Origin of the sequence: Pectobacterium carotovorum (assembly GCF_900129615.1) — a bacterium.
GTDB classification, from domain to species: Bacteria; Pseudomonadota; Gammaproteobacteria; order Enterobacterales; family Enterobacteriaceae; genus Pectobacterium; species Pectobacterium carotovorum.
Window position 1 is genome coordinate 533,816 of the sequence record NZ_FQWI01000002.1, and the last position, 22,744, is coordinate 556,559.

General features: G+C 56.3%; 14 protein-coding genes. All 14 read left to right on the forward strand.

All coding sequences use genetic code 11. The annotated features are described in order from the left end of the window. Window positions 1–116 precede the first annotated feature (116 nt). The 14 genes from BUB06_RS06735 (at window position 117) to BUB06_RS06800 (ending at window position 22,513) form a co-directional block, all read left to right on the forward strand. Entirely contained in the window at window positions 117–338 is a 222-nt protein-coding gene (locus tag BUB06_RS06735; protein WP_010295686.1) for a Flp family type IVb pilin, read from the forward strand. A gap of 7 nt (window positions 339–345) precedes the next feature. Then, window positions 346–897 (forward strand): A24 family peptidase, encoded by a 552-nt coding sequence (locus BUB06_RS06740; protein ID WP_039470866.1) that lies wholly within the window; start codon window positions 346–348, stop codon window positions 895–897. A 46-nt stretch (window positions 898–943) separates the two neighbouring features. Beyond that, window positions 944–1,888 (forward strand): Flp pilus assembly protein CpaB, encoded by a 945-nt coding sequence (gene cpaB, locus BUB06_RS06745; protein WP_039470868.1) that lies wholly within the window; start codon window positions 944–946, stop codon window positions 1,886–1,888. A 79-nt stretch (window positions 1,889–1,967) separates the two neighbouring features. After that, window positions 1,968–3,407: a type II and III secretion system protein family protein gene (locus BUB06_RS06750; protein ID WP_039470870.1), complete on the forward strand. Its 1,440-nt coding sequence runs from the start codon at window positions 1,968–1,970 to the stop codon at window positions 3,405–3,407. Window positions 3,408–3,428: 21 nt separating this feature from the next. Continuing rightward, a complete protein-coding gene (locus BUB06_RS06755) occupies window positions 3,429–4,115 on the forward strand; it encodes a CpaD family pilus assembly protein (RefSeq protein ID WP_039470871.1) in 687 nt (228 codons plus the stop codon). Between the two features lie 14 nt (window positions 4,116–4,129). Further along, complete coding sequence (locus BUB06_RS06760) at window positions 4,130–5,329, forward strand: CpaE/TadZ family protein (RefSeq protein WP_039470873.1); 1,200 nt, start codon at window positions 4,130–4,132, stop codon at window positions 5,327–5,329. Between the two features lie 60 nt (window positions 5,330–5,389). Beyond that, window positions 5,390–6,793 (forward strand): TadA family conjugal transfer-associated ATPase, encoded by a 1,404-nt coding sequence (locus BUB06_RS06765; RefSeq protein ID WP_039470875.1) that lies wholly within the window; start codon window positions 5,390–5,392, stop codon window positions 6,791–6,793. Between the two features lie 17 nt (window positions 6,794–6,810). Continuing rightward, the gene (locus tag BUB06_RS06770) at window positions 6,811–7,791 is read left to right on the forward strand and encodes a type II secretion system F family protein (protein WP_039470877.1); all 981 of its coding nucleotides are present in this window, start codon (window positions 6,811–6,813) and stop codon (window positions 7,789–7,791) included. A 14-nt stretch (window positions 7,792–7,805) separates the two neighbouring features. Then, window positions 7,806–8,765 carry a type II secretion system F family protein gene (locus BUB06_RS06775; protein WP_010295708.1) on the forward strand — a complete coding sequence of 320 codons (960 nt, stop codon included), beginning with the start codon at window positions 7,806–7,808 and terminating at the stop codon, window positions 8,763–8,765. A 103-nt stretch (window positions 8,766–8,868) separates the two neighbouring features. Then, window positions 8,869–9,720: a tetratricopeptide repeat protein gene (locus tag BUB06_RS06780; RefSeq protein WP_039470879.1), complete on the forward strand. Its 852-nt coding sequence runs from the start codon at window positions 8,869–8,871 to the stop codon at window positions 9,718–9,720. Continuing rightward, entirely contained in the window at window positions 9,720–10,292 is a 573-nt protein-coding gene (locus BUB06_RS06785; protein WP_039470880.1) for a hypothetical protein, read from the forward strand. The genes BUB06_RS06780 and BUB06_RS06785 overlap by 1 nt, the downstream gene beginning before the upstream one ends. Continuing rightward, window positions 10,285–10,917, forward strand: coding sequence for a TadE/TadG family type IV pilus assembly protein (locus BUB06_RS06790; RefSeq protein WP_039470882.1), 633 nt, complete (start codon window positions 10,285–10,287; stop codon window positions 10,915–10,917). Before BUB06_RS06785 ends, BUB06_RS06790 begins: the two co-directional genes overlap by 8 nt. Window positions 10,918–11,097: 180 nt before the next feature. Continuing rightward, window positions 11,098–12,717, forward strand: a complete 1,620-nt coding sequence (locus BUB06_RS06795) for a Tad domain-containing protein (RefSeq protein WP_039470886.1) — start codon at window positions 11,098–11,100, stop codon at window positions 12,715–12,717. Between the two features lie 58 nt (window positions 12,718–12,775). Continuing rightward, window positions 12,776–22,513 carry a beta-propeller fold lactonase family protein gene (locus tag BUB06_RS06800; protein ID WP_039470887.1) on the forward strand — a complete coding sequence of 3,246 codons (9,738 nt, stop codon included), beginning with the start codon at window positions 12,776–12,778 and terminating at the stop codon, window positions 22,511–22,513. Window positions 22,514–22,744: the final 231 nt, after the last annotated feature.

Below are 22,744 nucleotides of genomic sequence, written 5' to 3' on the forward strand. Positions count from 1 at the left end.
CTACTGCTTGCGGCTCTTGATAATAAGTCTCATTATTAATCTTATTATCATCATGGCAACCCCCGAATTTCCGAGTAGGCCATGATTTCTTTGCCTGCGGATTAGAGAGTCTTCCCATGAAAAATATGAAAGCAAAACTGCGTTCTTTCCTGCGTGACGAGAGCGGTGTAACGGCTATCGAATACGGCATTCTTGCAGCGGCAATGGCAGCAGCCATCGGCGCTATTTTCGGCGGCGACGGTATCTTCGTGAAAGCGCTGAATGAGAAATTCACCCAAATCGCCGATCAAATTACCGGTACGGGCACCAGCGGCGGTACATCCGGCGCCGCGAAATAAGCGCGAGATGGCGGATTACGCACACTGGCCGCAGACGGCACTGCTGATGGGGTGCCTGCTGTGGTGTATCAGTACCGACCTGTTAGTGCGCAAAATTACGAATCAGGCGGTACTGATTTTATTGCTGGGCTGGCTGTTTTTCAGCGCTTCACATGTCCTGCAATCCGGTGCGTTGGATATGTTGGCACTACGGAAAACGCTCTGGGCGCTGCCTGGCGCGGCGGCAGTACTGGTTGTGGGATTTGTGCTTTTCCTCACCGGCAGATTAGGCGCTGGGGATGTCAAGCTGATGAGTGTGCTGTGCCTGTGGGTTGGGCAAGGACACCAGATCGTTTTCGTCATGGTGACGGCGCTGGCGGGCGGTGTTCTGGCGCTCAGTCTGCCGCTGCTGAATACCGTACCCACAGCGGTTGCGATGGGCATTCAAACCACCAACCGGATATTCAAGAGTCGGTTGCCTATGCCACCCGCGTTGCCCGCCGATCTTTCTCAAGGCATACCTTACGGCGTCGCCATTGCGTTCGGCGCGATGTATGTCCTGATTTTTCCCTTGTTTTAATTCTGTCGCAGCTTTAAGACACACACGCTAGGGTAGGCAAGTTGAAATGAAAGTGAACTCTACATACGTACTGTCAGGCGCGCTCGTGCTGGCAGGCATTGTTGCGCTGATGGTGCGTAGCCATCTCTCTTCTGAACCCCCTGCGCCGCCTCCGGTCGTGGTCAAAGCGCCGGAAAAAACTGCTGTTTTGGTGGCCGCGAAAGATCTGCATCCCGGTGATTTCATTGATTCTAGCTCGCTGCGCTGGCAGACCACGGATGAATCGGTTTCCCGTGCGTTTAACTTCGTTCGCGGTCAGGACAAGCAGTCCCTGCTATTGGGCGCGACCCTGCGTGAACCGGTGAAGGAAGGCTCGTGGCTCAGCAGTAATGTTGTTGTGAATCCCAATGAGCCGGGCTTTGTTGCTGCGGTGCTGCGTAAAGGGATGCGTGCTATCTCCGTTCCTACAAGCGCTATTGCGAGCAATGCCGGGTTAGTGTCCGCTGGCGATCGTGTTGATGTGATCCTCAGTATGAAACGAGACGATCAGTCAGAGCTACCTGCAAGCCGTAATCAGCCTGTTGTGATGCCGCTGCTGGCATCACAAACGATCGTGCGCGATTTACGCGTATTGGCGCTGAACGATAAAACCGGTACGCCGGTATACCCACGCTTTGATACTGCGGAAGACGGTACGGTGCTTGATGCCACAGCCAAAAGCCGTGAGTCTGCCGTGCGTTCTCGTCCTGCGACCTATCAAACCGTGACGCTGGAAGTGACGCCTCAGCAGGCTGAAGCGCTGGCGGTTGCCAAAGAACTGGGCATTCTGCATTTGGCACTGCGCAGTGCCGATCTGGATGACGTGGTCGATCCGGCTACAGGGCGACCACATGTGACCACGGTTCCGCTGGCGACCGATATCTACGGAGCGCTATCTGCCGGATCCGGCGGACACAAAGTGAAAATCTATCGCGCTGAGCAAAAAGACGTGGTGACGTTCCCCTCCCGATAGGAAGAACACGCAATCTGACAGCCTGCGGGGTGCCGCAAGTTGCTCATGGAAAAATGAAGCCCATTACGGAATTAAGTAAATGACGATGTTTTCGCTGTTTTTGAAATCGGACTTTCGGGGTACGTGCAAACGATTGCTGGCCGTTGGCCTGTTTAATGCAGTATTGCCTGTCACGCTGACGACGATGATGTTGCCTGCGACCACGCTGGCTGCCGGTGTATCGGTAGCGCCAGTCACCGATGAGGTGCGACTGACCGTGAATCAGGGACGGTTACTGCACCTTGATGCGCTGCCGGACAGCGTGCTGGTGGCCGATCCGAATATTGCCAGTTTTGAACTGCCTTCACCGGGTAATCTGTTTGTCTACGCCAAAAGTGTCGGCACCACCACGCTCTACGCGATGGATGAAAATGGCAATGTGATCAACGCCATTCGTCTGGTGTCTGAGCATGATTTGAAAGCGCTGGGTGAACGCATGAAGCGTGAATTCCCCGGTGCGGATATCCAACTGGAAGCCTCAATTCCCAGCGGTGTGATTGTGCGCGGCAGCGTCGATACCCCGCAGGATGCCAAGCGCGTGATCGACAGCATACAGGCTTATATCAGCGCGTCCTCCGGCGGCGGCGGGCAGGGTGGTGGAGGCGGTGGCGAAAGACTGCCAGGCTCCAGCGAATCCTCCGGCAAAGTGATCAACCAGCTCAAAATCAAAACTCCTTCGCAAATCAATATTCAGGTGCGCGTGGTGGAAGTGTCCCGCAAGTTAACCAGCGAACTGGGCTTTAACTGGGCGGCATCGCTGAGCACCGGTAGCGGCAACATGACCGCAGGCAGCGGATCGCGTCTTAATCTGTTCAACGCCACGACCGGGAGATTTGCTAACCCAACGGATGCGGGCTTCCTGAACTTTGGTCGCTCCAGACTGAGCGGATTGTTAACCGCCATGAACCAACAGGGCATGGCAACCGTGTTGGCTGAACCTAACCTGACGGCGATGTCAGGGGAAACCGCTGCGTTTGCCGCAGGTGGTGAAGTACCAATCGTCCTGATCACCAATAACAGCGTCAGCATCGATTACAAATCCTACGGTGTGATTCTGCGCATGACGCCAACGCTGCTTTCTGCCAATCGCATCAGCCTGCACATTGCGCCGGAAGTCAGTGAGCTGACCGACGTCGGTTCCGTACAGTTGGAAGGCGGATCGCGTATCCCGGCATTAACGGTACGTCGTGCGGATACCACGGTAGAACTGGCCAGCGGGCAGAGCTTTGCACTGGCGGGCATGTTGCGTAGTGCCGGTAGCCAGACGATAAACGGCGTGCCGGGATTAAGTAGTGTCCCGATGTTTGGCCGCCTGTTTGAAAGCGAATCCACCAGTCAGGAAGAAACGGAATTGGTGATTATCGCGACCGCCTATGTCGTTGAGCCCGTTAACGCGGGCGATCTCCAGACGCCGGGACAAGGCGTAAAAATGCTGGATTCGTCTATGCCGCGTTCTGCATCTATCGGCTATCTCTACTGAGTCCGCGAGGGGCAATAAAACATGAAAACGATCAACAACAGTTACCCTCAGCTCCGCCCACTGCACATGCGTGTGGCAGTGCTTACCGCCGTTGTTCTGCTGGCAGGATGCGGATGGAATAAGCCGATTAACGACGTACGTATGCAGCGCTTTGATCAGCCAGGGCTTCAACCCATTGCTGTCCAGCCTTCATCGGTGTCAGTGCCGTTACTGGTTGCACCGAACGGGCGGGGTTTCCTTCCTGAATCCCTGAGACAACTTAATATCATGTTGAAGGATCAGGGACGGCTCTCCGCACAGACGCTGACGCTTATCCCACACAGCGCGAGCGGCGAGCAGATGGCAGGGCGACTGGTTACCGTGCTGAAAAACGCCGGTGCTAATCCACAGAATGTGAAGCAGATGCGCCGTTCTACGGCGAGTGGACAGAATGGCGATTTGGAAGTGATCTCCGAAGCGCTGGTGGTCAAAACCACCCGCTGCACGATCAATGACCCCAATCAGCTGATGGTGAAGCCCTATGAGGCGATTGGTTCTCTCGGCTGCGCTACGCAAAACAATCTGGCGATGATGGTCGCCGAACCACGCGATCTGATTCAGGCGAAAGCGCTGGACAGTGCGGATGGCGTGGCGGCGGTCAATAGCATCGAACGCTATCACAAAGATGAAGTGAAAGAGCTCATCGACATTAACTTTGAAGAAGATTAAGGGCGTGACATTCCATGAGTGAAATTACCCCTAACGATGGTGAAGAACTGGCGCTACCGCTGGTGGCATTCGCCAATGACGTACGCGATGTGGCTGACCTCAGCGATCTTTTCACCCGTCTGAAACAGCCGGATGTTCCGGTGATGTCTGGCGGTATCGCTGCGGCTCGCCAATGGTGCGAGCTGAATGTACCGCCGCGTATTTTACTGGTGGATCTGGAAGGGGCGCACTGGCCACTTCCGGCACTGGAAGAACTGCTGAGCGTTTGCGGCCCCACCAGTCAGGTGATTGCGATAGGCAAAGAGCAGGATGTCGGTTTGTATCGCGCACTGCTTCAGGCGGGCGTGGTGGACTATCTGGTGAAGCCGCTCACGCTGGATCTGCTGGCGGCAACGCTGGCGAAGTGTGAAGGCCAACAGGCTGGGCCAGAATATGCCCGCATGGGCAGAACGATTGCTATCGTCGGTGCCAGCGGCGGAAGCGGCGCAAGTACCGTGGCGATGGGGCTGAGCCGCCTGCTGTCCGGCGAGCGTCACTTACCTGTGGCACTGGTGGATTTTGACCGTCGTAACGGCGACCAACTGCTGTTGCAGGGGCAAACCGATGACGCGGGTCTGGCGGCGGTGTTGGGGACGCAGGAACTGGATACCCGACTATTACAGCGTGCCATGCTGCGCGTGGATACCCGTCTGCACCTGCTGGCACAGAAGCCGGAACTGGGGGAATTGGCTCCGGTTGACGTGGATAACGTGCTGAATCTCGGCGGTGCGCTGTGCCGCATGTTCAATCAGGTGATTTGGGATCTGCCTAGTAGCTACCCAACCGGTGCGCTGGACGTGCTGACTTACGCGGATCTGCGCATCATCGTGACGGAATTGACGCTTCAGGATGCGCGTAATGTACGGCGCGTGCTGAATGAGATCGGCGACGAAAGCGAAGGACAACGCCTGTTGCTGGTGCATAACCAGAGCCGTTTTGCTACGACCGCGCCGTTAAGTCGCGATCAGTTCGAGCAATTTACCGGCCGGAAGATTGATGTCGTGCTGCCGAATGCGGGCCACGCGCTGTCGCAGAGCCTGACGCTCGGCGCATTGAATCTGGCTGCGGCACCGGCTTTCCAGCAGGGATTACGCCAATTGGTCGATCTGGCCTGCGGTGTACGCGCCAGACCGGCGGAAAAACGCTGGTTCTCGCGTTGGTTAAAACGCGCGTGATGATGTTCAGCGTGCACCGTTTTTCAAAGGGTTACGGACTGGTTTTTGGGGTTAAGGATTATGTTGATTCGCAAGAATAACCTGCAAAAAAGTGAAGCAGGAAAAAGTACGCCTCAGCCTGCGCCTGCTGCCAACGTGGCAGAAATGAAAACGCGTCCGGCTGCGGAGAACCGCACACAGCCTGCAGCGAACACGTCTTCTGGATCTGCACCAACTGCCCGCCAGACGGACAATCGGACCAGCCAGCGTCGGATTATCCGCGCACAGCTCTACGATCAGATCGACGCAGGTAAAGCGGCGATGATGGGGCGCGACAAGCTGTTGGTGCAGATCGAAACGGTGATCCGCCGCATCTGTGATGAGCAGCGCTTGCAGCTTTCCCGGCAGGAAGAAGAAGCTATCGCCGCCGAAATGCTGGATGAGATGACCGGGATCGGGCCGATCCAGCCGCTGCTTTCGGATGACACGGTCAACGATATTTTGGTCAACGGTGCTGGTCAGGTGTTTGTCGAGCGCTTTGGCAAGCTGGAACTGTCGCCGATTACCTTCATTGATGAAGAGCATGTGTTTAACACCGCGCAGCGTATTGCCGCCGCGGTGGGCCGTCGTATCGACGAAGCCAGCCCGATGGTGGATGCGCGTCTGCCGGACGGTAGCCGCGTCAACGTCATCACCTATCCGCTGGCGATCGACGGCACCACGATCTCTATTCGTAAGTTTATGCGCCGCAACCTGTCGTTGGAAATGCTGGCAGAGCGCCGCTGCATGTCCTACGCGATGGCGGATGTCCTGAACAAAGCGATGCAGGCGCGCGTTAACGTGATCGTCTCCGGCGGAACGGGGGCGGGTAAAACCACCTTACTGAATGCGCTGTCGCAGAAAATCGGCATCACCGATCGCATCATCACCATTGAAGATGCCGCTGAACTGCAATTGCAGCAAGAACACGTGGTGAGGCTGGAAACCCGTCCTGTCAGCGCCGAAGGCACTGGCCGCGTCGACCAGCGCGATCTGATGCGTAACGCCCTGCGTATGCGCCCCGATCGCATCATTCTGGGTGAGGTGCGCGGCGGTGAGAGCTTCGACATGTTGCAGGCAATGAACACGGGTCATGACGGTTCGCTGTGTACGGTGCACGCCAATACCTCGCGGGACGCGATACAGCGTCTGGAAAACATGGTGATGATGGCCAACATGCAGCTGCCGCTGATGGCGATCCGCCGTCAGATCGCCAGCGCGGTGCACCTGATCGTGCAGATCGAACGTATGCGTGACGGCATGCGCCGCGTGGTGTCCATTACCGAAGTGTGTGGCATGGAGAACGAAGTGATCCAGCTTCAGGATCTGTTCAGCTTCAACATTCAGGGGATGGATGGACAAGGTCTGCTGACGGGGGAATATGTTCAGCACATTCAGCGCCCGCAGTTCTACAGCGATAAAGCGCACCTGTTCGATGCGCAGTGACGGGCTGAGGAGACGCGATGAGTGATTTGCGCCTGAATCTGATCACGCTGCTGGTGTTTGGCAGCGTGCTGATGCTGCTGTTGGCGGTCAACGCCTGGAGAAAATCACGGCAGCAGCGTATGCAGCGTGAACAACGCTGGCAGCAGATTTTGAACGAGGTCAGCCCATCGGCTGCCGCCGTGGCGTCTGATTCCATTCTGCGTGACGAGATCGCCACGCCGCTGATGGGTGTCCCGGTGATTGGGCGCTGGTTGGCGATCCTCTGGGCGCAGATGACGTTCATCGGCTGGAAAAAGAACCTGCTTCAACGTTCCCTTTCGCTGGCGGCGGTGAGCCTGATTCTCGGTATGATTCTGGGGCAACGTACCCTGCTGCCGCTCACGATGGGGCTGATATTTACGCTGGTGTTGTTTATCAGTATCGGCATGTTGTTATTCCGTTCGACGCTGCAAAAACACCTGAAAGCGCTGCGTGAGAGCCTGCCGGAAGCCATTGATGCCATTACCCGCAGCTGTCGTGCTGGTGTGCCCGTGGCGAATACCTTCTCGATAGTCGCTGAGCACCTGACCGGGCCGCTGGCGAATGAATTCAAGACGATCGATCACTGGCTGCGGTTGGGGATTCCGCTGCGTCAGGTGATCCAGGCCTCGGCTACGCGGGTGCCGATGTCCGAATACCGCTTTTTCGTGGTGATTCTGATCATCAATCAGGAAGCGGGTGGGCGACTGGGGGAAACGCTGGAACGTCTGTCCGCTACGCTGCGTGAACGGCGGGAGCTGCAACTGAAAGTGCAATCCAAAACGTCGGAAGCGCGCGCGTCCGCCAAGATTGTCGCCGCGCTGTTCCCCGGCTGTCTGGCTTATCTGTACATGAAATCGCCGGAGGATTTCAGTTTCTTGTTCTCCGATCCGGTGGGAACGACGGTACTGATTTACGCCTTGTGCAGTGTCTCGGTCGGCATGTTGATCACGCACGTTATGGTTAAACGGATAGGGTAGAGGGAGAGCCATTCATGACTGTTTTTGACGATCCCTTACTGCTGCTGGCGCTCGTGCTGATGGTGGCGGGGATTTACCTTGCACGTACACAGCATAAAGCGCAGCAATACAAGCAGTTGGAAATTCGCATGCGTGGGCATCTGCCCGTCGCCTCTATAGAGGCGGCCTCTCAGGAAAATATCCTGAGAGGCCAGGGAGCAACACTCTCTCCCCTGCTGGAAAAGCTGTTGCAGCCGATTGCCACCCAGGGCGAGCGTTTGTCGGGATCGGATCGCGATCGCCGTAATCTGCGCCGCCTGCTGGATCTGGCCGGGATCCGCCGCAGCGAAGCGGTAGGCTGGCTGGTTATGGGAAAATTTGCCGCTGGTGCGCTGTTCGCTATCGCGCTGGTGTGGGGATGGTTGCCACCTGCTGACCGTGCGGGCCTGACGGGCGTAGCCGCGGGGCTGATTGGCTTCTTTGTCGGTTCGATGGTGCCAGAGTGGTGGCTGAAATGGCGCGCGGCAAGCCGGGGCGAAAAGCTGGCGCGTGCAGTGCCGGATGCGCTGGATCTGATGGTGGTCTGCGCCGAAGCCGGTTTGCCTATCGGACGCGTATTGCAGGTGGTATCGAAAGAGCTGGGGCTGTCTTCACCGGAAATGGCGGATGAACTGCATTACACCGCCGCCGAATTGCAGATCCTGTCGGATCGTACGCTGGCGATGAAGCATCTGGCAGAGCGTACCCGTGTCAGCGAGATCGAAAGTATGGTGGCGACGCTGATTCAGGCGGAGCGCTACGGCACGCCGCTGTCTCAGGCGCTGCGTACGATTGCGGATGAAAGCCGCAAGACGCTGATTCTGGGGCTGGAAGAGAAGGCGGGTAAATTGCCTGCGCAGCTGAGCGTGCCATTGATGGCGCTGATCCTGCCACCGATTATCGCCATTATGGCATCGCCTGCACTGGTGCGAGTGATCCGCCTGCTGGCGCAGTAGCGTTTTATTTTTAACGTATTGATTTTAATGTATTCATTTTAAAGCATCGATTCCCGGTATGCGCCGGAAATCACAACGGTTACAACCGATGGAGTTATCGAAGATGGTCGATCTGGTAGCAAAACTTAAGCGCGGCGCGCCCATGCTGGCACTGCTGATTGTCAGTACCGTGCTGGCGGGATGCAGCAGCTCGATGGCGATTAAAGGCAGTAAAGATGAAGGCCTGCGTTTAGCACGCTTGCTGCGCGATCAAGGGCGTGTTGAAGCCGCGACGGAAGTGTACGCGCGCCTCGACAGCCGCGATGCGCTGAAAGGCGCAGAGATGCTGGAGTATGCCAGCGTTGCGGCTCTGGCGCGTTCACCGCAGCAAACGCTGGAACTGTACGGACGAGCACGTCAGGCGCTGGGCGGCGATACCAATAAAATGACGCCGGAAGAAGCGCTGGCGGTGTGTTTGGGAATGGGCCGCTCGCAGCTGGCATTGGGACGTAATGCCATGGCGCAAACCGACTTTGCCTGTGCACTGAAAGCACAGCCGAACGATGCGGGCGCACTCAATGGCATGGGCGTGGTGATGGATGCCTCAGGCAAACACGCCGAAGCGCGTCAACTGTTTGAAAAAGCGTTGCAGATAAACCCGGCAGATGTCGCGGCACTCAACAATCTGGCGCTCTCATGGCTGGCAAGTGGCAACGTAGACAAGGCGATTTCTCTGCTGCGTTCGGTGGATGAGAGTAACGCAACCGGCAGACTGAATCTGGCGCTGGCCTACCTCTCTGGCGGCAGAGACGACGACGCGCGTGCAGCGCTGGCAACCATTGCCCAACCGCAGCGTATTGATGGCCTGATCGACGAGCTGAATCAGCGTTTACAGCAGATGCAGCAGGATAAATCCCGCGGTGAAGCGCTGTTGTTATCCAGCCGTCAACGCCTGCAATTGAGTATGCCTGAGTAATGGCATGGCTTCGTAATCTCTGCCCGTGGCGTGATAAGGGGATAGTGCAAGGCAGAGTACAAAGTATCGTGCCGCGCCATGAACGCCACTGGCGCAGCACGCGCGGCGTGATTGCGACGGAAGTGGCGTTTCTGGTGCCTGTGGTGCTGGTCGGGGTGATGATGCTGTTTGAACTGGCGCGTATCGGGCTGGTGATCGCTGCCGGCAGCGCCGCGCTGGATAAAGCCGTGCAGGCTTTCCGCCTCGATAACCTCGCATCGGACAGCGCGGAGCAGATGGGAGCCCGTCTAAAGGCGCGCATGGTTGAAGCGGGATACGGCTACCTCAAAGAAGACGATTTAACCGTCAGCGTGTTGCACTTCGACAATCTGAGCCAGCTTGGCGGGCTGACGAACGGAAATGGCAGTCAGGACAACCCCAATGGCGAGGAAACGACGACGCTGCCGGTGTGGTCCGTGACGGTGCAGATTAAAAAGGCGTTTATTACGCCGCTGCCGGAAGTGTTAACGCTGGGGGACACCTTCCGCTATCAGTACAAACATGTGTTTGGGACGGAACTGCGCAATGACTGATCGGTTACTGAAAACCAGTCGTGTATCAAAAACCAGCCGTTTCCTGAGCGTGATACGCCGCTTCTGGTTTTCTCACCGTGCCTCCACGGCGGTAGAAACGGCGTTAGCGTTCCCGATTGTGTTGGCGATTGGGTCGCTGTGCGCGGATATCTACACCGTCGGGCTTGAACGTACGCGCATGGAACAGCGTGCGGGCGCTATTTCATCAATATTAGCGATGCAGCAGAAGCTGGATGAAAAGGGGCTACAAGGGCTACTCGATACGATGTTGCCAACGGAAGGTGCAGGAAATTACCAACTGTTAATCAGCAACGTGCGTCAGACCGGTGAGCTGCACTGGCAGTTGAGCAGAGGCACGGCAGAGGCGCTGTGTACGGAAAGTGAAACGCTGCCGGGTGAAGAATATCTTCCTGAACTACCGGAAAGAGACCGCGAAGAGGGCAGCAAGAATATCTCCATGATCGTGGTTGAGATCTGCCGTCAGGGAAAGGATGTGGGTTTGCTGGGCGGCCTGTCGCTGGGTGGCCTGCTGCATGCATCGTCAGTCAACCGGGTCGCTATCGACGTGGTTGAGCTGGATGAGGTACTCAGAAAAGAGGCCGGTCTGGAAGAAGAAGAGCAATAACGACGGGCTTTATATAAGACACAGAAGCGGCAAATAGACCGCAAACGGCAGCGAGCTTCTCGTTACCGGAATAACGAAACGATTAAAAACCTATAGGCATATGAGCAATGTCGTTTTTATTTTCCCGCTTTATGGGCGGGTTGAGTACGCGCTGAATCCAGGAATACAGGATAGGAAGGAATGAAAAAAACCTTACAGAACAGAAGAGTAAAAAAAGACGCTACCGGAATCACTCTGTTCTGGCGTGAACGCCTGTCTGCCTTTATTCAGGAGGAAAAGGGCGCGGGCACGGCATTCTACACGCTGGGTGCAATGGCGTTATTGGTGACGGCGGCTTTTATTGTCGATACCTCCACGGCAACCGGTGATGCAACGCAAATCAAACGCGCGACGGATGCCGCTGCGTTGGCCGTTGGGCATCAGGCGACCATTAATGGCGAAGAATACAGTCAGGAAGAGACCAATAAGCTGGCGTATGACTACGTCAAAAACAATCTGGGGATGAATAGCGCTCTGAGTGAAAAACTGGCAGCAGGTGACGTGGCCGTCACGGAAGGGCGCAACAGCGAGACGCGTAAAACGTATACCGTCACCGTCGCCTTCGAAACCAAGCCCAGTTTGCTGAGCCTCGGGGCGAGGAAACAAGAAGTGTACTCGACCTCCGAAGTCATCAACCGCCCGACCGAAATTGCCTTTGTCATGCCGGTGACGGGGGATATGAGTGAGGGGGATATCCGTTCGCTGAAAAGCGTTAGCCGCAGTTTCGTTGAGCGCATGCTGAGCAGCGCAGACGGCAAACGTGACAACCTGTGGCTATCGCTGGTGCCGTACAGCCAGTCGGTTAGCGTATACGATGCGGAAGACGCCAACCGCATTCGGCGCTGGGCTGCACCGGGTGCGTTGAACCCGCCAGAACTGCGCTCGCTGTTTGCCAGTGGTGTGGTGAGTAGCATGGCCGACCGCCGTTTCCCTGATCGTCGCGCTAACCTGCTGTGCATGTATCGTGGGCTGGGTCGGGAAGAAAACTTCTTCTGGGATGAACCGCCCGTCGGCCAATTCAAGGTCTATTACCGTCACGATTTGCCGCAAAACGGCAGTCCCGGCGCACCACCCATCTCCTGGCGCGGCCCTAACCCTGACTTTGACGATAACAATGCGGTAGATACCCGCTGGATCGTGGCAGACAAAGGGTGCCCGAACGCTGCGCTGATGCCGCTGACCAATGAAGAAAGCAGGCTGAATCAGCGTATCGAACAGTTTTCTGCCCGTTTCAACACGAATTACGCCATCGCGATGTCATGGGCGGGCGCGGCGCTGTCACCCAACATGCGCGGTTCCGAAGGCTGGGGCGATGCAAAGCTGCCGCTGGATTTCAATCTGGACGGAAACGGTGACGGGCAAAAGGTGATCGTGATGATGGCGAACACGATTGGTAACTGGTTCGACACCGACAGCTACAACTTCAACCGCAATGCATTTAGTGGTCAAACCGGCACGGATCCCGCCCGTACCTTTGCTGCGCAGCGCTTCCGCGATCTGTGTTCCAGCTTCCGCGCGCGCAACATCAAATTCTATTTTGTCGGCATTCGCCCCGGCGACCCAGAGGATTTTGGCCGCAACCTGTTCGACGCCGAAGCGACGCCGGGCCTGCTGGTTTGCACCGAGGGTGAGAAACGTATGAGTTTTATCGACGGTGCAGGCTTTGGTGCTGAGGGCGTTGAGGATCAATTGATTCAACGGTTGAATCGTATTGCCGGCCAGATCGAAACCGAGGGCGGCTATGTTCGGTTGGTTGAATGACCGCTGAATATAGCCAGGAATGACGCGATTTGCCCCTTTCATTACAGGACATGACACGATGACTTTTTCCCGCTCAAAATCTGGTTCAGGCTTAACGCGCGCACCGCGTCAGGCGTGGGTATTGGAACCGCGCATGATGTTTGACGCCGCTGCCGTGGTGACTGCGGCGGATGTGGCTGCGGCGACCGTCGCGGCAACGGACACCGCGCCCGGCGTTGATGCCACTCCGGTTAAGGCGACGGTCACCATCACCGACAGCAGCGACAGCTTCGAACCGGTTGATCTGTTCAGCAACGTTAGCGTGTCGGCGGATAACGGCGGACAAGAGCTGAAAGATCTGGTGATTACCGTTAACCGCACGGGCGCGAATCAGGCATTAATCATCGACGGTAAAAGTATTACGCTGGAATCAGGGAGTGGGACGACACGCGCGGAAGGGGATGGCTTTTCATACCGCGTGGCAGTGAGCGGAGAAACCACGACGGTGACCGTTAATATCGACGGTTTCACCAATAATCTCGCGGATACAAGGGCGATGATTGACAGTATCGCCTACCAGCCGCTGGATAAAACCGTGGCCGGCGGTGACGTCGTGGTGACGCTGAAAAGCCTGAACGATGAGGGTGGTGGTGATACCGATACTGCCGATCTGAATATTCACGCTACCGTCACTATCGACAGCAAGATCAATGTGGCTCCGGTGGTATCCGCATCGGATGCGCCGGAACTGACTGAATTAATCATCGTGCCTGGTATGGAATCCCCGCAGGATGTGCGCTATTCCAGTAATGGTAATTATGCCTATGCCATAGGAAGCGATGGCACGCTGGGGGTCTTTACCGTCGGCGACCATGGCAAGCTGACGTCGAGCCAGACGCTGAGCGGCATAAGTGCACTCAAGGATGTGAAAGAAGTCGCACTGAGTGCTGACAACCGTTCTCTGTACGCTATCACTGGTAATAGCAATATTGTTGCTCTGAGCCTCGATGACAACGGGCAGGTGGTTCGACTCAGCGGCAGCGATGAGCAGCCGGTATATACCCAGACGATTGCTTCGCAAAGCGGCAATATTACCGGGCTGGCTGTCTCCAGTGACGGTACCCAGGTTTACATCGCTACGCAGTGGAACGGCATGGTCATCTTTACTCGCGATACGACGACAGGGGGGCTGACGCTCCTTCAGCGCGTGAGTGACAGCGGGATTGAGCGTAGCGGTATTGTGGCAAGTAGCGGTGACTATGTTGTCACTGTTGGGATGGGGGCGAAGCATACGCTATCGGTTTTCCAGCGGAGTGAGAGTGGGACATTAACGTCTGTCGCCACGCTGGAAACGTCTGGGGAAGGTTATGGCGCGGTAGACTACCAATTAGCGATCTCGAAGGATCAGCAGTTCATCTATGTTGCCGATCCTGACAGCGGTGAAATCAGCGTCTATCAACTGCGTGACGGTACTGAAGGAAAAACGCTGGTCCACACGGACACGAAAACGCTGGAAGGCGTTAACGCGCTCTATCTTAACACCGACGGTAGCCAGCTTTATGCGCTGAGCAGCGAAGGCGAGTTGCAGATTTATAGTGTAAGCACGTCGACAGGGGCGCTGAAGGAAAGCGGCCAGATTCAGAATATTGGCGATACGCGTGGCATGGTGTTGTCACCCGATGGACAATCACTCTTGATCGCCGGTGAGGCCATTCAGCGCTTTAGCGCATTACGCACTTATCTCTATGGCAGCGAATTACCCTTTGCCGATCATATCGCGCTTTCCGATAGCAATCTGGATGTGCTAAACGGTGGCGCAGGCAACTATAACGGCGCCACGCTGACCATTGGGCGTGAAACGCCTTCCGTAGACGATAGATTTGGCCTAAGTGCAGGCAACAATCTGACGCTGCAGGATGGAAAAGTTCTGCAATTAGGCACGGAGATTGGGACATTCACGCAGAATCAGGGCGTACTCAGCGTGACGTTTACCGCCGAGGTGACGAAAGAAACTGCCAATGCCGTCCTGAAACAAATTACCTACCGCAACGTCAGCAACCAGAGCGCCACCGAAACCGTCGCGCTGACGGTGACCGCGAACGATGGCGAGCTGAACAGTACGGTAACCACGGTCGCGCTGCTGCTGACCGCCAACAGTGCGCCAACGCTGGTCAGTCAGGGTGGAAGCAATCTGACGCTGGATACGCGCGGCTCCTCCGTCACGCTGTTCAAAGACACCGCGATTAACACTGGGGAAGCTGGACAGGCGCTGACAAAATTGTCGATCGGTATTGATGGCCTAAACAACCCGAATCAGGAATACCTGACGGTGGATGGCACGGTCATCGATCTGAGTAAGGACAGCGCGGGCACCACAGCTAGCGGTTACCAGTATACCTACACCTATAACGCCCTGAGCGGTGAGTCTTCACTGGTGCTGAGCAGCGTTCAGGGCATCAGCAGCATGGCGATGATGACGCTGGTCGACGGTCTGAGCTATTCGGCTGGCAAAGAGAGTACCAGCGCCAGCGGCTTGCGTACCATTACGCTAACCGAGTTGCAGGATAACGGCGGCACTGCCAATGGCGGGAGCGACACCGCGACGCTGACGGTGTCTGGCAGCATCAATCTGGCCTTAAACGACGTGCCGACGATCGAGGCGACCTATTCCCCTGACGCCACGCTGTTTTACAACGCGGGTACGCTAAGCGGCTACAACGAGCGCGTCTCGGCGATCAGTGTCTCTCAGGATGGTAAAACCCTGCTGGTCACCGGTAGCGAAGGGAACAATAACAGCGGTAAGACCTATCTGCGCGTTTACGCCCGTGATGCAGAAACCGGCGAATTGACGTTGCTACAAAGCTTCACGCAGGGCGAACAGGACGATCCGTCCACCCCTGCGATTGAGGTTAACGGCCTGAACACCATCACCACGCTGGCGCAGTCGAAAGATGGCTCCAGCGTGTATGTCGCGGGAGGAAGCGGAAGCGCCTACTCGCTGGTGCAGTTTAGCCGCGATACCACGACAGGCCAGCTGAGCTATGTCGGGATTGTCGCTACGCAGGGCGTGGATGGCGTAAGTGGTCTGGATGCGGCGGTTTCCGAGATTGTGCTGTCCGATGATGGCACGTCGCTGTATGCCATTAACGGTGTGACGCCGACGGATGGCTTGACCAATAAAAACGCCGTTGTTTTCTTCTCGCGCGATACCACCTCCGGTGCGCTGACGTTTGTTGGTTCACTGGTTGGCAGCGATACCATTCCGCTGAAAAGCCCAAGCGGCATTGTGCTGTCCAGCGATGGCACATCGGCCTATATCTCTAACCTAGGGAATCACAGTATTACCGTGCTGTCGCGCGATGCGGGGTCGGGTACTCTGGATTACGTCACCACGATCAATAAAAGCACCATAGCGGCTGATGTGAACAGCGCGGAGATTCCGCAAGACGATCGCTACCTCAATGCGTTGCAGGATATTGTTATTTCACCTGATAACCGTTTTGTGTATGTGTCATCAAACTCGCAGGGCACCGTGTCCATTTTCAGCCGTGATGCGGATACAGGGGCGTTGACCTACGCCGGGACGTTGAATCTGTATAGTGAAGGGCATATTGCCGCGAACGCGCTGGCGTTACGTGAACTGGTGATTTCCGAAGACGGTTCGGCGCTGTATGTTGCGGCGTTCGGCAGTAAGTCACTGCTGGTGCTTAGTCGTGATAGCGATTCCGGTGCGTTAACCTACCGCAATAGCGTTGAGCTCTCCGTTAACACCGTCAACCATCTCGCTGTCAGTGCGGATGGTAAGAATATCTATGCTGGGGTGAGCACTTTCTTTGCCGGGCTGAATGTGCTCACTGCGGCAGCAAATGCACCTTATAGTCACACGGCGGACATGCCGTTTACCACGAGTGTCACGCTGTCAGACCGAGAACTGGATGCTGCCGATGACTACAATGGTGCGACGATCGCGATTAGTCGTAATGGCGACGCATCGGAAAATGACCATTTTGCTTTCCAGAGCGGAGACGGCCTGACGCTGTCTGGTAGCGACATTCAGTATCAGGGCGCGACAATCGCCACTTTTAGCGTGAGCGAAGGCACGGCGAAGATTGTCTTTACCGACAGCGTCACTAAAACGGTCGCCAATCAGGTGCTGCATCAGGTGACTTATCGTCATGATGGCGATGCAACGGGGGCATCGATCCCGTTGAATATCACCTTTAGCGACGGCGGTAAGGAAACCAGCCTGCTATTGACGCTGGTGCCGAATAAGCCGCCCGTGGTGGATAATAACGAGTACGTCCCGCCGTCTGCTACTGCCGGGCAATCGTATACCGCAGCGCTGCCAGACGATCTGTTCCGCGATCCTGAAAATAGCGCATTGACGCTACAGGTCAATGGCCTTCCGGCGGGGTTAACCTTCGATGCCGATACACGCACGATTTCCGGCACGCCGGCGCTCAATGGTGCGGGAAGCTTCTCTATTACCGTCGTCGCGACGGATGCGTCGGGCGAACAGGCGGAGCAGACGCTTACCCTAAAGATTGACTCCGATCCTGCACAAATGCCGGCGCTCGGCGGTGAATCCTCGGCGCTGGATAACGATAGCTCTCTGTCAGAGTTTTATAATGAAACGATCCAGAGGGATGTCATGATGGGGGTGAAAGACACGGCGTTGTCTGCTGACGGAAAAACCCTCTACGTCGTTAGTGCGCCGGATAGCGGTTCAGCTGTATTGAGTGTTTTTACCCGTGATACAGAAGGGAAATTCACCCTGTCAAAAGTCCTCCCTCATTACCGAGAAGTATTTAATGAAGAGACGCTACAGAACGACAGATTTATCGACAATCCCTCATTGGCCGGCGCATCAGAGGTTATTCTGTCTGCCGATGGGGCGTTCCTGTATGTCGTGGGCAGTGAAGGCAATGCCGTTACGATCTTCAGCGTGGGCAGCGACGGTGGACTGACGCAAGCTGGTGTTCTCGATCAGGCTGATCTGGGAGGGCGTTCGCTGGACGTACGTTCCCATCTTGTTTCGCAGGGCGATTATCTTTACGTGACTGCGGCTCAAGCCGACAGTGACAACGATAGCCGAAGCGTGTTGGTGTTTAAACGCGAGGCGGATGGCAACCTGACGTCGGTTTCTCAGACCGATAATTTGATCGGGGCGAGCCGCCTTGTGCTTGACCCGACTGGGCGTTACCTGTTCGTATCGGGTTCCGGTGGTAGTGCCGGCGTCACCGCGTTCAGTATTGATACTGAGGGCAAGCTCACCCAAGTTTCCCAGATTCTAGCAACTGGTGAGGACCCGTATTACATCAATTCACTTGCCTTGTCCCCTGATGGCAAAACCCTGTATGCGATTAATGCTGATGGCATTCAGTCCTCGCTTAATACGATAACGGTAGGTGCCGATGGTGCACTTACGCTGGTATCTACGGTGCAGTTTTCCGATGATGGGAGCGATTCCGGCGAGGCGTTAGCGACCGACCTGGTCGTTTCTGCCGATGGCACGGCCCTGTTCGTGATCGGTAAGAACATTTCTGTCTTCTCCCGCGCGGAAGATGGCAGCCTGACGTTGAAAGACACCCTTAGCGGTGGCTGGGATAGCCCGATTGGCATTTCTTTCTCCGATCTGCAAAAGGTGGAACTGAGTGCCGATGGCAAGCAGCTCTATCTGATTGGTGGTGATAAGGTCCATGTGCTGAATGTCGGCATCGCCGGTGCAAGCTATACCGAAGGTCATGACGCCACGGTGCTGTTGCCGTCGGGTCGTCTGTCCGATCCGCAGCTTGATGCGTTAAATAACGGCGCAGGCGACTATAACGGTGCCAGCATCACCGTTGGTCGACAAGACGGTGGGCTATTGGAAGACACCTTTGGCTTTAAGGCCGACAACGGCTTAACGCTTGATGGTAACACCATCGTTAAAGACGGCATTGCGATCGCTACCTTTACGCAGGTGGAGGGCGTGCTGACGGTGACGTTTACGGCGGCGGTGACCAAAGCGGATGCGCAGAATGTGCTGCGTCAGATTACCTACCACAACACCAGTCCGGATCCTGAACAAGCCGGATCGTCGCCAACCTTCACCGTCAGTATTAATGACGGCGAGAATAACATCGCCAACACGGATATCACCGTTACTCTCATTGGTGTGAACGATCCGGCAGAATTGACGACGACGGTGCTTAACCCACAGATTCCGGGCAACGGCGAGTTTGTTAAGCTGTTTAAAGATACTCATGTCGATACCATCGAAAGTGGACAAACCCTCTGGCAGGTCGTGTTAACGTTTGATGTCTCAGGGCCTAACGAAACGATTAGCGTGGATGGCAGCACGATTGTGCTCGAAAAATCCAACGGTGTTCCACGCACCGCCAGCGGCTTGCAATATTCTGTTGATGTGAAGGACGGTAAAGCGACGGTCCTCCTGTATGTCGGGAGAGACGCGAGTGGAACCGCCGAGATTATTGACAGCATCGGCTACAACTATCTGGGCAACGCTCCCAGCGGTGAACGCCATGTCACCTTGATGATCAAGGAAAATAGTTATAACGGCACCGCACCGGAAACCACGCTGGAACAGGCGATTACGCTGACGCTGGTGCCTGCGGCAGAAACCAATACCGCGCCGATTATCACGGTTCCAGGGACGACGCCGACGTATACCGAACGCGCTGACCCTATCGTGCTGGCACCGGACGCGACGGTGTCTGATGCGCAGATGGACAAACTCAATGGTGGCAAGGGTAACTACGACGGCGCGACGCTGAAGATTACGCTGGGCGACGGTAAAACGGCGCTGGATAAGCTGGGCTTTAGTGCTGAAAAAAGTGCTGAAAACGGTCTGACGTTATCCGGCAATACGCTTCAGAAAGACGGCGTCACCATTGCTCAGGTCAGTAATCAGGATGGCGTACTGACGATTCGCTTCAACGCGAATGCAGGCACAATCCCGACCACGGAAGACGTGCAGAATACGCTGCGCCAGATTACCTACGCCAGCGACAGCCGTACGCCAGCCGCGCAGGTTGCAGTGACGGTGACGCTGTCCGACCGCTATCTGGAGTCTCAGGTGACGGCCTTGTCGGTAGCGATTACCGCGATCAACGACACGCCTGTTGTGGCGAACGATCCGGTGCTCTCTGCCGATGAACTGCGTCTGGTGAATACCTATACCGCAATTAGCGGTCTGGGTACGGTAACGGCAGCCGCTCGCACAGCGGATGGGTTGGCGCTGTATGTCAGCGATGATAAAGGGGCGATTGCGTTATTCCAGCGCGATGCGAACAGTGGCGAATTGACCTATGTGCGCACCTTCGCGGCGACAGAGGGCGTTGACGGGATAAGCCAGCTACAGGTTTCTGCCGAGGGCAACAGCGTGTATGCGTTGGGTAACGGTAACAACGCCATCATTTGGTTTAGCCGTGATACTGAGGGTAACCTCACTCATAAAGAAACCCTCAGTGAGGGAGAGACAAACCGTTTTGAAGGTAGTCTCTGGAATTCGGTAGATATCACACTGTCGGAAGATGGAAAGACGCTCTATCTCATCAATGGGTACAACATCGTCTGGTTTAGCCGTGACGTCGCGACTGGCCAACTCAGCTATGTGGGTAACGTACCGGGAGATATGTGGAGCGAACCTTACCTGTGGCAACCCAGTGAAATAGTCAGTCGTGGCAACCTGATATTTGTTACGACTAATGCCAGCGATGGTTCATCGTTGATCGTCTACTCGCGCGATGATAGTGGTAAGCCTGCGCTATTGGGATATGTGCGCCAGTTTACCGATGCACAAGGCAATACGCTGGCGTTATCCGGCCTGGAGCACGTTACCGTCAGCGCCGATGGTCGCAGCGTCTTTGTTGCCAGTGCAGGGCAGATCGATGCCTTCTCGCTGGATACCGCTACAGGAACCTTTACGCATCTTGCCCGCGTCGCGGCAGAAGGCACGGTCAGCGATCTCGCCCTCTCTGCGGATGCGCGGGTGCTGTATGCCACGAAAGGGGATGGGTCGCTTACTCGCTATGTTCTGAACGATAAGACGCTGATCCCACTCGATACGCTAACCAGTAACGGTTCAAGCTTCGCTCATCTTCTGCCAGTTGACGGTGGGCTGATTACGCTCGGCAACGGCGTGTCGGTGCTGGATGAAACTTCTCGCCTGCCTGTTTATCGCGTTGATGGCCCAGCGGTGATTGTCGCGCCTTCTATCGTTCTCAGTGATGCAGAACTGGATGCACTGAACGGCGGAGCGGGAAATTATCAGGGTACCTCCATCACGCTACAGCGCGGTGAAACGGCCTCAACAAGCGATCGTTTCGATTTTACTGCGGGTAACGGTTTCACCTTAGCGAATGGCGTCATCAGCAAAGACGGGCAAGCGGTAGCCACCTTCGCGCAGGCGGACGGCAAGCTCACCGTGACCTTCACGGCTGCTATTTCCCGTGCAGATGCGACAGTGCTGGCACGCCAGATTAGCTGGGCGACGAGCGCACCGCTGACGGGGAATGCGACATCGCTGACGCTGGTGCTTAATGACGGCGCAGCCGATTCTGCGGCACAGGCACTCGGCGTTACGCTGTCGAGAGAGGTGAACCTGCCGCCAGTGGGTCATGCCGAGCAGTTCACTCCGCCAACAGCACAGGCTGGCACCAACTGGTCTTATACCCTGCCGAGTACGCTATTTACCGACCCTGAAAATAATGCGCTGACGTTTACCGTTGATGATGCGCAACTGCCAGAAGGCGTGCGTTTTGATAGTGCAACACGGACGCTCAGCGGCACGCCGTCAGCGGCTGGTGTGTTCAACCTGACGATTACCGCCAGAGACAGCGCGGGTAACGCGACGGCACTCAATGTGGCACTGACGGTCAATGCTGCCTCAACGCCGATCGATCCTGGCACACCAGTCGATCCCGGTACACCAACAGAGCCAGTGAACCCCGATAATAGCGTGATAGCGGCACCGGTGATTCTGGTGCAGCAGGGCGCAAGCCTTCCCGTTGATTCGGGTGACAGAGAACGCGAACAGCCGCTGGGGACGATTGTCGCCGATCTGTCTCGCCCAGAAGCACAACCGCTACCAACCAACATCGTCACCGAACCTGTACGCCAGCGTGATGCCGATATGGCACGCCAGTCGGATGCCCCTTGGGTGCTCGATCCGGTGATGTCATCGCTGATGCCGACGCTGGAGCAGGTCAACTTCTCTTCGCGCGCTGAGGCATCCATTCGCGATAACGCCGTGCTGCGTCCGACGGATTCAAACCTGTTCCTGAGCGTGCGCGGTCAGACAACGTCGCTGGAATCGGCTTTCAGCAGCGTGCAGGGCGCGTTACAGCCGGATGCCTCCGGCGCACTCGCCTTTAGCCTGCCGCAGCGCATGTTCAGCGTGCGTGAAGGCAATGCCACGCTGACGCTGCAACTGGCGAACGGGCGTCCGCTGCCTGCGTGGGTGCAGTTCGATGCCCGCAACGGCGTGGTGCGCATTACCGATGCCAGCGCGGTGCAGGTCAATCAGATCCAACTGGCGCTGAAAGCGCAGGCCGCAGACGGCACCAGCCGAATCGTACCGATTACGCTGCAAACCGGGCAGGGCGATGGCGCAGAGATGACAACTGACCGTGGCGCGATGCAATTACCTGCACACTCTGTTGTTCCCACTGCCGCAGACCCGGCTGAAAACCGGGATGCAGAGCGGTTAGCGCCAGCGGGGAAAACCGCCTTTACCGAACAGCTGCGCCAGCATCAGCCTGAACAGGATGCCCTGCTGGCGGCGCTCAGTGAACTGAGCAGCCTGCGTACATAGCACACGTAGACTGAATATTAAGACGAGATTTTATTTACTTATACCCTAAATAATTCGAGTTGCGTGAAGGCGGCAACTGCACGAATCCCCAGGAGCTTACACAGGTAAGTGACTGGGGTGAGTAAGGGCAGCCAACGCACAAGCAGCTTGAAGTATGACGGGGATAACCACTAACCCGGGCGCTTGCAGGCGGTCACCAACCCACCGCCTGCAAGATGAAGGGAACAGACA